11 protein-coding genes are annotated in these 12,657 nt (G+C 32.8%); 3 read left to right on the plus strand and 8 right to left on the minus strand.

The annotated features are described in order from the left end of the window. Positions 1-181: 181 nt before the first annotated feature. Complete coding sequence (locus tag AC1DSB_RS02160) at positions 182-1,480, minus strand: PQQ-dependent sugar dehydrogenase (protein ID WP_477531922.1); 1,299 nt, start codon at positions 1,478-1,480, stop codon at positions 182-184. Positions 1,481-1,645: 165 nt separating this feature from the next. Here AC1DSB_RS02160 and AC1DSB_RS02165 point away from each other — a divergent pair, with 165 nt between their 5' ends. After that, entirely contained in the window at positions 1,646-2,212 is a 567-nt protein-coding gene (locus AC1DSB_RS02165) for a hypothetical protein (protein WP_477531923.1), read from the plus strand. Between the two features lie 414 nt (positions 2,213-2,626). Here the strand turns inward: AC1DSB_RS02165 and AC1DSB_RS02170 are convergent, their stop codons facing one another. The 6 genes from AC1DSB_RS02170 to AC1DSB_RS02195 all read right to left on the minus strand — a co-directional run bounded on the left by AC1DSB_RS02170 (position 2,627) and on the right by AC1DSB_RS02195 (position 10,427). Further along, positions 2,627-5,071, minus strand: coding sequence for a ThiF family adenylyltransferase (locus AC1DSB_RS02170; RefSeq protein ID WP_477585645.1), 2,445 nt, complete (start codon positions 5,069-5,071; stop codon positions 2,627-2,629). A gap of 427 nt (positions 5,072-5,498) precedes the next feature. Beyond that, entirely contained in the window at positions 5,499-5,627 is a 129-nt protein-coding gene (locus tag AC1DSB_RS02175; protein ID WP_477533475.1) for a hypothetical protein, read from the minus strand. 1 nt (position 5,628) lies between these two features. Further along, positions 5,629-6,915, minus strand: coding sequence for a helix-turn-helix domain-containing protein (locus AC1DSB_RS02180; protein ID WP_477585647.1), 1,287 nt, complete (start codon positions 6,913-6,915; stop codon positions 5,629-5,631). Positions 6,916-7,332: 417 nt separating this feature from the next. Continuing rightward, positions 7,333-8,802 (minus strand): polysaccharide deacetylase family protein, encoded by a 1,470-nt coding sequence (locus AC1DSB_RS02185; protein WP_477585649.1) that lies wholly within the window; start codon positions 8,800-8,802, stop codon positions 7,333-7,335. A 241-nt stretch (positions 8,803-9,043) separates the two neighbouring features. Further along, on the minus strand, positions 9,044-9,916 hold the full coding sequence (gene rsiV, locus AC1DSB_RS02190; RefSeq protein ID WP_477532786.1) for an anti-sigma-V factor RsiV: 873 nt from the start codon (positions 9,914-9,916) through the stop codon (positions 9,044-9,046). Positions 9,917-9,941: 25 nt separating this feature from the next. Beyond that, complete coding sequence (locus AC1DSB_RS02195; RefSeq protein WP_016428652.1) at positions 9,942-10,427, minus strand: RNA polymerase sigma factor; 486 nt, start codon at positions 10,425-10,427, stop codon at positions 9,942-9,944. A gap of 495 nt (positions 10,428-10,922) precedes the next feature. Here AC1DSB_RS02195 and AC1DSB_RS02200 point away from each other — a divergent pair, with 495 nt between their 5' ends. Then, a complete protein-coding gene (locus tag AC1DSB_RS02200; RefSeq protein WP_477532785.1) occupies positions 10,923-11,150 on the plus strand; it encodes a hypothetical protein in 228 nt (75 codons plus the stop codon). A gap of 487 nt (positions 11,151-11,637) precedes the next feature. On the opposite strand, the gene AC1DSB_RS02205 is transcribed toward AC1DSB_RS02200, so the two are convergent. Beyond that, complete coding sequence (locus AC1DSB_RS02205; protein WP_016428654.1) at positions 11,638-11,775, minus strand: hypothetical protein; 138 nt, start codon at positions 11,773-11,775, stop codon at positions 11,638-11,640. Between the two features lie 173 nt (positions 11,776-11,948). Here AC1DSB_RS02205 and AC1DSB_RS02210 point away from each other — a divergent pair, with 173 nt between their 5' ends. Beyond that, positions 11,949-12,311 (plus strand): hypothetical protein, encoded by a 363-nt coding sequence (locus AC1DSB_RS02210; RefSeq protein WP_477532784.1) that lies wholly within the window; start codon positions 11,949-11,951, stop codon positions 12,309-12,311. The last annotated feature ends 346 nt before the right edge of the window (positions 12,312-12,657 follow it).

The raw sequence follows: 12,657 nt of genomic DNA on the forward strand, positions 1-12,657 counted from the left end.
TTCAAATTTGTTTTGTTTATTATAGTAGAAAGATTTTTACATATGTCTGGAGTGCTTTAAAAGCATCATAATCCCCCAGCAAACATCGAATTTGTTGGGGAGATTGCTTTAGAAAATAGTATCTTGCAACCGGCAGTGCACTTCTTAATACTTTATGATGGCATGCTAGCGACATCTCGAGTCAAGATGTCTTTGTTATTTTCCAAATAACGCCTGTTCCAGGAACTGCTGACTCTTCCGTAAATAAGCCAAAGTCAGAGACATACAGTGCGCCATCAGGACCGAAAACGGCATCAATGGGCCGTTCTAATCCGCCTCCATTTGTATCGGATGCAGCCAGACCTGTTCGATTTATAGCAAATATATGAATCTGCCCTGTTTGCATGTCGATACGGGAAACGCGATGACCCACATAGGGAAGTGGTATCCCTCCTGTTGTCTCAGGATCTTCGGCACCAAACTCCGCGATAAAAACATCTCCTACTGGCCCAAATTCAGGATTCTCATTAAAACTGAACCCCATTGTTGCTGAGTGAGAAGGGAATGAAGCCACAGGCATTGGTGGTTGCATAGGATGTTCTGCTAATAAGAAAGCAGGTTGAGGTTTTCCTTCCGGTTTAAATTGTGGCATTGTAACCGGCAATCCTCCGGTAAAATCCGGAAATCCATACCAGAATCCAGGACGAATCCACTGAAATTCATCCGGGGAGTTGGCCACTGGACGACTTCCGCGAACATCCATCCCATGATTGGACGCAAACAATCGATTGAATCGATCGAATCGCAATCTGAAAGGATTTCTTAGACCCCATGCCACCAACTCAAGCTCAGAGCCGTCTGGATTGGCACGTAATATACTTCCGCTAGCACGAATGATTCCATCCACTGTGTTCCCGGGATAGGTTTCAACCCCAAAAGGGACAAATGCGCCAGTTGTAACAACACGGTCTGGAAATGCCTCTAAAAATCCTGATGTTTGAAAGTTAGAGCCATTTAAAGTCACCCTTGAACCGGGGTAATCATGAAAGAATGGATGTTCTTTTACCCAGGAGTTGTCCTTTCCTACAACCCCACTATTGGTCGCAGTTCCTTGCCCAAAATACATTTTTCCATCAGGGCCAAATACCACTCGATTATTATGATGATCACCAATACTGGGGAGTCCTTCAATAATATCCACCTTCGTCCCATCAGGCTGAATAATCGTTACGTAACCTCGATGCGCAACATAAATGTTGCCTTGGTATTCAGTAATCCCAGTTAGAGGAGGATTAAATCCATCACCTATAACAATAAAACCTTGTTGCGTTAGTTTTAACACCTTTCCGTTCCCATCCGTGATACCGGAATCGGCAACCAGTAATTCCCCTTTGCTTGTAAAGGTTATATTTATGGGAGTGGTTAAACCCTCCGCAAACACTTCAATGTCATAACCGGGTGGCAACAGGATGGCACTCGGATCTAGTTTTCGTTCAGGCATTGACACCTTTCCCCTCTCTTCATTTTCTCTATCAATTTATTCAACCATTGGGCATTCTGGCACTCATTTCATTCTTTTTTATAGTATATAAAAAGACTTTGTGAAATAAGGAAATTAACAGAGGGATGGAATTCGGTGAAATTTAGAACTATAAGGAGAGAGACAGTGTATTTTAATAAGCCTATCCCGTCGCATCCAAAGGACATTCACCAGGTTTTCGAGAGTTGGTCACTTACAAAAAAATTAATGTTTTCAGCATTGATGGCAGCACTTGCAGCCATTTTGCAATCTGCAGGGGGGCTGTTTCCAGGTATCGGCTATGCTTTCAGCCCTCTTGCTACAGCACCGATTTTGTTAGGTGCACTGATCTCATTCCGTTCAAGCATGTTGATTTACTTTTCAACAATTTGTTTATTATTAATAACTCAACCAAGCGAATTAGTGATTTTCCCCTTTACTACGGGGTTACTCGGAATTGGCCTCGGATGGACGTTCCTCGCTTTAAATCGGCGTCCGGGAATAATATTCTTGAATGGTTTACTATTGTTTATTGGCATTTGCATTCCATTGTACGGGTTCGGCTTCCCTGTTTTCGGTCCCACCGTTTCTTCTTCATTTAATATGACGACTTTAATGATTATTTTTGGATTTTCACTTTTCTACAGCTGGTTATGGTTAGCTATTGGTTTATTTTTGCTTCGAAAAATTAGGATGATTATAGCTTTGGAATAAGAGGCGTTCTTTTCCTAGCTAGCTTTAACAAAACATATAAAAGAGAGAAAAGGCCTTTCATAAGTTCAATGAACTCACGAAAGGCTTCTTAATTTACAATCGGTAATATCAGTGACGTTTCCATCTACATAAAATAAAGCATCCCCTGCATAGCTAAAAGCTGTGCTGGGGATGCTTTATTAAATTCACTAGATATTATAGAAGTGTTTATCTTTCCATTGCCCTTTTCCAGCTTTCTTATTCACTGACTACTTTTCCTTTAAAACCAATACTGTTGGTGCAGCAGCTAAAATAATGAACGGGTTACTCCATAACAGGAAAGGGATTTTTTCTGTACGGCTTAATAAGAATCTAACTAACACGACCAATAATGAGCCGATAGTCGTGATGGCGAGTGAACGAATGCTAAAAACCTTAATTATTCGAGTTGAAATCATTTATATGTTTAAAAATAATTTGGATTGTGTCTTTTATAAATTGTTCGCTGAATTCTTTATTAAACATTTTCACACAAAAACTTTCTAAATTTATATTATTTCCTTTGAATAATTCTTCTAAATTAAAACAAAAATTATCCATATCTTGTTTATAAGTTTCGTATAATCTTATAGCAATTGCATACGCAATCGGTTGTATAATAACTGAATAAGTTTCAAGTACAAATGATGGATATACCAAAATATTTAGATTTGAATAATATTCATTAACATATTGGAACTCTTTGTTTATATCGTTATCTCCTTTATGAAGTTCAATAAATTCATCTAATCCAATTTCACCTTTTTGTTCTATATGATTTAATACTTGTTTCTCCGAATCAAATGTTGCGTATGATGATAATATAGCTAGATTTAATCTATACAAATATTGAAATTTAAACCCTTGGATCTCATCCTTAGATAAAATTTCTGACTTTTGAATATTATTTGCTAATAGTATTTCTGTAAGATGTGCTAAAATTTCATTCACAATAATGCAACTTTTTTCATAAAAATCTTTATCGTAAAATTTACTGAAGTATGAATGACCCACTTCGTGAACTAGAAAAAGAGTAGAATACATTGTTTCTAAGTGGTCAAAGACTATAATACTTTCTTTTTGTTCGGGAAAATAATGAGTTGTATAAATCCCATCGACTTCTTTATCTATTATTAAGTTTTTCTTCTTTAGGTTTTTAATATGGTYTAGAAAATCAATACCAAATAAACTATCACTGTAATTGGATAAAGATTCACATAATAAATCTAAATTTTCTCCAATAGAATAGTTTATATGCTGATTTTCTGGAATTTCAAATAAGTAATTCAAACCATCTTCTGCCCCTGGTTGAATTAGTTCGTAAAGGTATGAAGTTAGCTCTAAATAAATATTGGAAAATGTTTTATCGAAAACTTTTATCTCATTCATACTTAAACCATATAGAACTGGAAACTCTTCATAAAGGTAATTGGAATCTATATGGTTCTTTTTAATTTTATATAATATATCTAAGATTTCTCTTGATTTTAATTTAATTTCTTCAAATGTCTTTTTTTGAGTTGTCTTTCTAACTTCATAATCATTAATATAATTTATATTCGATAAAACTTTATGTATTCTCTCTTCATCAATAAATAAATTATTTAGTATTGATAAATACTCATTTTCAAGGTCATTAACAATAGATTTATCATCCTCTTCACCTATTTCATCCATTATAGATGCGAATTTTGATTCTAATAAGTTAACTTTTATAAACAGGTCAGGGAATAACTTCATTATTTCAATGCCTTTATAGATTGATACTAAGCCATTCTCTAAAAAATCGTTACTTCCGTGAGTTCTGATGTGTTGTTTTATTATAGTTAATTTTTTTAAAAGCTCCTCTTCATTAAGGAACTCAAAGTTAGGAAACGTTTCGGTTTGTTCTTTTACTAAACTCATAGTCTTTAAATCAAAAGATAAAAATTTTTCATGAATATTATTATCATTAATAATGTTTATTAAATGTCTAAGACAAAGTAGGGAATTAATATAGCTATGAGATAATATTCCATTATTATTACTTATACCTTCAAAGTTATTATCATAAGATTCTTCAATTATTTTAAAGTCTCTATCATTTTTAATTAATACAGAAATAACCTTATCGTCTAAATAACCATTTATTATATAAGGGACATTTCTGGATTTACAATATTCAAAAATTTCTTTATGTGTGTATTTAGTTGTATCATCAAAACAAGAGAATACAAAGGATATATTATTTGATTTTATGATATCTTTTATTCTATTTGTAGTTTCTTCATTAATATAAAATTTATGTTTAAATATATTTGTACTATTCATATCTGTATTTAGATATTTACTTAGTGAATCAACTTTATAAGAATCGATATCCTCTTCACGGAACACTATTTGGGCATTTATATTATGTGACGCTACAGTATCAGGATCAACTATGGTTATACTCTGGACATTAAATTTCGATAGTGTCATAGCTAAAGTAGAGCCCACAGTACCAGCACCTAATATAAGTATATTAGCTTGTTTAATTTTTTCATAAGTATTTAAACCGTTAGGATAAGTTTGGAAATAGTTAATATATCTTTCCTCATTTTCATTATATCTATTATCATCAATTAAAATGTTCTCTTCTTTTAAATATGTGAAAATGGTCTTATATTCTTCTTCGGTGATAGAGTGATCAATTTTCCAGTTTTTTATTTTTTCATCTGTGCATTCATTGTTGTAAATCTCTAAAAGCTCCCACAAAGCTTCTAATTGATTTGTTTCAATCTCTTTATTTTGCCCATCATAAAAATCTATTTTTAATTCTTTAATATTTTTTTTTAGACCTAATGACCTGTTAGTTTTCATATCACTACTCCTAAATAAAGCACTGAATTGTAAATTCAGTGCTTTAAAATTATATTATTAATACTTAAAATCTAGCATTTTGACGGACAGATGTGCGGTATTATGTTTTGTTTTGTTTTCTTAACTTTAATAGTTAATTTCATCATGGTCACCTCTTTTATAAAAAATTTCCAATATTGGATGTATTTAATATATCATTTAAAAGTAGAGAATAAATAAACAACAGATTGATAAATTAATTCAAAATTCTGCGCTTTTTTACGGTTTTTTTGAGAAAGTTTATCAATCAGTTTTAGTTTTAGGGGCTTTATCTATTCGCTGAATTGTTACTAATAAACGGTGTATCTTTTAATTTCATTCAATATTTTGTTCTTTTTAAAAAAATAAAGGCTGAAACTCAATATAGAGTTTCAACCTTTATTAAATATCATTTTAATTCAATTACCGGCCTAGGAATTTCTTCTTCTCCAGTAATTGAGATTACGTCAGAGTTACCTTTATTAATTCCCAAAAATAATATACTTATAATTGCAAAAAGCATTAACTTCTTTTTCATCTCACAAATCCTCCCATTTTAAAAACTTATTTTTTAATAGTAATGCCTCACTTGCAAGTTGATAATAAACTCCTGAATTCTTCAATTTTTTATTCAAATAATAATATTTTGCAAGTAGAACTGCATATTTATAAACATGACGATAGTCTTTTTTCAATTCAAAGTATTTTATAGCTTTAATTAATATATTTGTAAATTCAGCACCACCAACCTGCTCTGCTTCAAAGATCTTGAAATGATAATAATAAGAAAGATTCTTTTCCTTTGCTTTAGAATACATTTCAAGTCCTTTTTCACACCACATCAAAATGTTTTCAGGACTTTTTAGTTTTGAATATTCTTGAATAATGGATAAAATCGTTACGTAATAACCTTCAGTAGTCTTCTTGCAATCCATACTAGATAAAAAGTATTCGATGGCTTTATTTGACTCACCTTGTATTGTGAATAATGTCCCTAAATTCTGTGTAATAATTCCCTCAAAATCAAATAATCCACGATCTTTTAGTAATCTATAAGCTGCTTGAAAGTTATCTTCGGACTCTTTGTATTTATAATTTCTTTTATAACTAATTCCAATGGAAATATAACAATCAATGGCCCTGTTAAATAATAAAAGGTCACGGTATATATTTAGCGCCTTTCGAGCAAACTCGATTGTACTATAATTATAATTATTTACTAGGTAACAAATTGCCATGACATTGTACAGATCCGCTAATTCCCAATTTTCTAATACTATTGTTTTTTGATCTTCTAACGCCTGCTCAATGTATTCTACTGATTGAAGATATTCATCCGTGTAGAATGATTTTAGTGCTTTATTGATATTGAAAACGCACTTTTGATAGTTTGTTAAATTCTCTTCATGAAGTTCTATAAACTCAAACAAAGATTCTACACAAGACATTTCTTTACCACTTATTAAATACAATCTAGACAAAAAGAGTACGGAATTGATAGAGTATACCTGGTTTTTAAAAATAGTTCTCTTCTCTTCAATTTTGACGATTTCATTTGAAATAGACTTATGATCTCTATAGATTATTGCTGTTTTATAGAGCTCTTTAATTGAATTAAAAGTTGAAATTTCTTCTTCATCACTAACTTCAGTGATAGTTATAGAAAGTCTATTTAATAAGTTAACTAGGATTTCATCGCTTGGGACAAGTTGATTATTTTCAACTTTACTTAAATAAGATATCGAACATATGCCTTTTGCTAAATTCAATTGCTTAATCCCTTGATCAACTCTTGCTTGTTTAATAATCAATCCTATATTCTTCATCTATGCTCCTTTGCGAAATTCTAATTGTAAATTGTAAGTTAAATACACGAAAATTGAGAACTATTAAACAATTATGATTATACCAATAAATAGAACTTAGGTAAATGTTTGTATTAATTTAAGTGAATTTTTACTATAAAAGGGATTAAAGTATATAAATTTACAATAAAAAAACGAACCATCCGCAGAATGGTTTGTTTTTTTTGTTTTGATATATTAAATCCAATAAAAATAAGGTCAACCAGTAAAAACTGGTTAACCTTTTAATACAAAGCATTCGTTAGTTGAAGATATAACATCATTCTTTTTCTTAGATATGGTTTAAATGATTTCTTAATTTTTCCCCATAACTATTTTCTACAATTACTTATGTCAGATTGACCCAAAGGCAAGCTCTTGGGTCAATCTTTCAACTTATCATTCTAGTTCTGAAACGGTTACAAACTCATATCCTTCACTTGTTAAATAAGCAAGCACACTGTCTAAACCTTGAGCAGTCGATAAATGAATATCGTGCATTAATACGGTACTGCCGTCATGGACGCTACTTTTTACAGACGTTAAAAGTTGAGCAGCATCACGGTGTTTCCAATCGAGTGTATCTACATCCCACAAAACAACGGGTAATTGCATCACGTTTAACATGTCATCCTTGAAAGCACCGTAAGGAGGACGAAAAACAGTTGGTGCTTGTCCAGTGGCTTGTTCGATGATGTTATTTGTCCTTGAAACTTCTTTTGTAATCGAATCCGTCGCCATTTTAGTTAAGTTTGCATGGGTCCAAGTGTGGTTACCGAGCTCATGGCCAGCATTCAACACATCTTTCGCGATTTCCGGGTAAGATTCTACTCGACTGCCTAGCATAAAGAATGTTGCTTTTGCATCATACTTCGCTAGTGTGGCAAGGATTTGCGGCGTTACTTTTGGATCTGGACCATCATCAAACGTTAGGGCGACTTGCTTCGTATCCGTTTCTACAGGTTGAACATCATCACTGTCATCCGGTTCTTCTGCAGGTTCTTCTATCGGTTCTTCTTCTGCTTCATCTGAAACTTCTTCAACAGGAGGTTTTGGTAATACTTCTACATCCGGTTTATAAGGCGCTACTAATTGTTCAGTTAGCGCAGCAAGTGGCACGGCAATAACCGGTGCACCCGCGGCATCACTAGCGATTTCGTACTCATCGAAATATATGACGAGCGAATCGTCTATGAGGGCAAAGTTCTCGAAGTTGCTCCACTTCGGTTCGGTAGCCAAAATCATATCTTCTTCTAGAACTCTATTTGTTAAGCTTGGATCTTTCTGAATGCCATCTCGTACAAGTAATGAAAGTTTTACAAGCTTAGATTCGTCATGCCCAAATAAATCAGCAATCTCAATAATTTCACCTGACTCCGGGTCAAAATGAATGGTGTTAAAATTGGTAAAACCATTTGCACCGCCTAAATATGTTCCGGAAATCATAACAAATGAATACGATCCGGATGCATGTGGAAATGTTTCGAAAGCAATGTTCRACTCTCCAGGAGTCTTACTACCGATTCGCTTATTTTCTTCCATTGCAATTAAATAAGTATCCCGTTGTTCATCTATGTATTTTTTGACACGATCATTAAATGAGACTATTTTACTTTGTGGATACTGAATGGCATAAGGAGAATAGTCATCTTTTTTAACTTCAGTTGTAATAAGTATTCCAGGAAAAGCTGATTCTATCGTTGACACATCTTTTTTTACTTCTGGGGCGTGTCCGTTGTTTGTATTTTGTTTTGYATCGCTCTCTGTTGAGTATCCGAGAAAAATGAGGGTCATACTCAGAAATACAATCATACTGATACAGGCAACATCAATCCAGGGTCCGCGTTTCTTACTTTTGGATCYGGTCATTATCTCTAATTCTCCTTTTGTTAGTTATACGGCTTGAACGTAATGGTACAGACGTGAGTTCATAAATAGGGGAAAGACCTGTGCAACCCGAAATCCCAGCCGTCTGAGGTTTTTGTGAACACCTCAACGGCAGTTCGATTGCAGGTTGGGGCAGGACTTGCCAGCTATTTAGCAACACGAAATCCACAATACATCTAGGAAATAAATGATTGCAAATTGGAAAATGATGACTTTTAGGTGACTATTTAATGTAGTGGTTGCTGACTAAGGCATCCGAAAGAATATCAGATGGAATAATAAATTCAATAATACCCATAGCCCCAGGAGCAACTTCATATTTATCAAACGAAATGACTAATTGATTGTCTTTATTAATATAAAAGTTTTGTTTGCTACTAATCTTATCAAACAATCCAATCGTCGTTTCATCCCCTTCATCTCGAAACCAATATAACTTGTTTTCGTCATGTTTCATTTGTTCTTTCATTTGCTCTTTTATGTTCTCACTAATCAAATTAATATATGTTTCATCTTTAAACAGTAATGGAAGGGTTAATAAGATTTCATTTTTCTTATCAATGGTGTCATATGTCATGGTTGTAGATGAAGATCCAACGGTATTCACTACGTACCTTCCAATCGATAAAATATTATCCGTGTCAGTCTTTATTTCATAGCCACTATCTATGCCTAAGTGACCTCCATTTTCTTTTTTCATCTCGTCCATTTCTTTCGTAAACGTATCATAGAGTTGTTTGTTTTCGTTCAAATATTTTTGATTTAAACTATTTTCAAGATCCTTGTTTTTTAAGTTAGAAACAGCAGGAACCTTTAAATGTGCCTGATAAGTTTTTTCATCTACAGTGTATTCAGTAAATGTCAGGACATCTACTAAATTTCCAACAATCGGAACATCCGACAATGTTTTCGCAAATGTTGGGCTACTATTTATGGAGAGAATAAAAATAGCAGATGCAGCTAAACCAATAACTGATTTAAATGGAAATTTTCTTACGCTAGAACGACTAATGGCGTTCGCTACGATGAAATCCAAATTATCTGGAATCGGGATGTTCTGGTAATCAGATTTTAATTCTTCTAATTTTTTATCCAATATCATTTTCCTCCTAAAAATAAGATCATGCCATTTGAATTCGGAGTAATTTTAGAGCTTTGGTTAATCGTGTTTTAATGGTATTTGGGTTTTCGTTTAATATTTCTGCGACTTCTTCTATTTTTAAATCTTCAAAATAGCGAAGAACAATCACACTTCGGTATTTTAGAGAAAGAGATTCTAAAGCTCTTTCTAGATCAATATTTGAATACTGATTTTCTACTCCATCAGCGTATGACTCAAGTGCTTCTTCATCAACAAACATTAACTTTTTCTGTTTTTTTAAAAAATCTAGTGATGTATTCACTACTATTCGATAAAACCAACTTTTTATATATTGTTCATTCTTTATGTGTCGTTTTGATGAAATGGCTTTTTGTATAGAATCTTGTAGTATATCTACTGCATCATTTTCATTTTTCACATAACTATACGCTAATCTATAAAAAGCTTCTTTATTATCGGTTATACATTCTACAAGTTTCTTTTCTATGTGCAAATTCCCCTTCATCTAAAAAGCTCCTTTCTTAGAAGGTGTTCTATAAATAAGTCGTATTAGTTTAAAATAGTTTTAATTATATAAAATAGACTTCAACAAAACAGTTCTACTTATGTATTCTTGCTACGAAGGTTAGCAAGGGTGTTATTAATCTACGATTAAAGGGACTTCCTTAAAAAGGAAAAATCCATTGAACAGTTAATTGGGCAGATTACTGAGTATTTACAATGTAATACCCAATAATGCACTCATTAAAATTGTAGCTGATGCGATTGTTTTGATTATTATTTCTTGTGTTTTATAAAATCTCCTTTGTGTTGTTCAATATTTAACCTTTACATATATTAGACGAACGAAGTATGTAAATAGTTTTGATTATTTTTTATTTATATTTTTCCAGTTCCCTATTATCTTCTGAAATTCATAAAAAATAAAATTTCGTACTGTCACTGCGGATTATTATAAAAAATACGAGTAATTTAGTGGAAATGTGGGAGATTCAGTTAGATGAAATTGAACATGGGGCGGGCCGATACTAAGACCTTTATGAGAAAAGTGGAACAGTATGCAACCGCTACTGTAGAGGAGGCCAAAACCTTAAAGGTGGGGGCAATAGATTTTGTGGAATCGTTAGGAAACTGTCCAGGTTGTGGAGAGCCAATACGACAGTCTGAAAAACGGTATTTCTGTTCTTCTGCCAGCGGCTGCACCTTTTATATTTGGAAAACTCAATAATTCAAAAATGTGACACCTAAAATGTTAGCGATGCTATTGACCAAAAAGAAAACAAATACGCTTTCCTTTAAATCTAAGACTGGTACTTACAAAGCCGTTTTGACACTTGAAATGCCTTTAACCGAAGGGCAACTTGTTCGAGTGTTCAAATAAGATGATTTTTTGTACCTCTTCATATCCCATTATAGTATTAAATCAAAGTTCACTAAGTATTTAACCACATTGTTGACAACAAAAAACCAAATATAGGAGTGCGAATATGTTCAGTAACATATGGTACGAAATCAGCTTTCTATCTATGAGATTCAAGGCTTGAAAAGAACGAAAGTCAGTAGGAATACAAAGAAAAGGCTATGTGAAAATTTACGATTATACTAAACGCAAATGAACAGTACGAGTTCAACGATACGCACACTAAGATACGAATATTCTTTGTCTTAAAGAATGGGTACTTCAAGACAAAGAATAATGTTCTTAGGATAAATTATTAAATATCGGGACACGCTTTAAAACCACATCTTGGCGGAAACTTATCGCTTGTATCAAAAGGTGTTGCACCTAGTGCTGAAGTTGATCCCATAAGAATAACAGACAGCAAGAAAGCAGATAGAATTTTCTTTTTCATATTAACTCCTCCTTTCTGAATATTTAATCTATTATAACATTACAAAAATGGTAATAGTAGGGAATAAAGCATTAAAATAACTTCTAAATTCGACATAATATGTCAATTGTAATGTCGAAGGAGAAAAATGAACTATCACGTTTTCGAACATGACGGATTCAAACTGAACCTTTATGTTTTCGGCACAAGATTTAACAGATTTTGTGGACCTTTGGAATTTCGGCATTAGTGCTGAACGATACGCATCATTGACACGTACAGAGAGGGTGAACCAATTGAATAAAATGCCTTATGAAATAAAAAAGAAGTTGCGTCAATATGACAATGCAAACAAAAAAGCAAAGATGCTACACGATGAAGTGTCTGATTTGTTTGAAGAATACGGTGTACCATACGACAATTTGGCGTCTAGTCATTCAAATTATAACGATGAACCGAACACGGAAGGATTAGCATACATCAATAATTCCGAGGGTCATATAGAGAGCAATATAGCCGAGATAGAAGAAGTGTTTCTTCATTTTGTTAACAAATAATAGTTCGCAGGATAACTAGATGTAATCTTTGAAAAAAGTTTGATTAAAATTTAGCGAGCATCCTCAATTTCTAGGTAAAAAATAAACCGCGTATTTTGAACAAAGTTTGATCAAAATACGCGGTTTCACCTGTTTATTGCTATTCATTTTTATAAAAAAGATTGATTATTTCAGAAATCGAATCTTCAACTAAAGCCCCCGTTAGTTTAATAAGAAATCTCTTTCTACTTTTGCAAAATCAGTCCATAATTCATTTTCATTTACCTTGTTTTTTTCTTTTTTTAATCTTTTTACCATTAACTCTAATGCTTCTTTTAGGTTATCAATAAGATAAATTCTAATATCT

The sequence above is a fragment of the Paenisporosarcina sp. P4_E4_2 genome (genome assembly GCF_056401595.1).

Excerpts from the sequence above, each read along its gene's own strand:
- AC1DSB_RS02175 (WP_477533475.1), bottom strand. The coding sequence starts at position 5,627 with ATGAAAAAGAAGTTAATGCTTTTTGCAATTATAAGTATATTATTTTTG.
- AC1DSB_RS02160 (WP_477531922.1), bottom strand. The coding sequence starts at position 1,480 with ATGCCTGAACGAAAACTAGATCCGAGTGCCATCCTGTTGCCACCCGGT.
- AC1DSB_RS02205 (WP_016428654.1), bottom strand. The coding sequence starts at position 11,775 with ATGAAAAAGAAAATTCTATCTGCTTTCTTGCTGTCTGTTATTCTTATG.
- AC1DSB_RS02210 (WP_477532784.1), top strand. The coding sequence starts at position 11,949 with ATGTTTTCGGCACAAGATTTAACAGATTTTGTGGACCTTTGGAATTTC.
- AC1DSB_RS02200 (WP_477532785.1), top strand. The coding sequence starts at position 10,923 with ATGAAATTGAACATGGGGCGGGCCGATACTAAGACCTTTATGAGAAAA.
- AC1DSB_RS02195 (WP_016428652.1), bottom strand. The coding sequence starts at position 10,427 with ATGAAGGGGAATTTGCACATAGAAAAGAAACTTGTAGAATGTATAACC.
- AC1DSB_RS02180 (WP_477585647.1), bottom strand. The coding sequence starts at position 6,915 with ATGAAGAATATAGGATTGATTATTAAACAAGCAAGAGTTGATCAAGGG.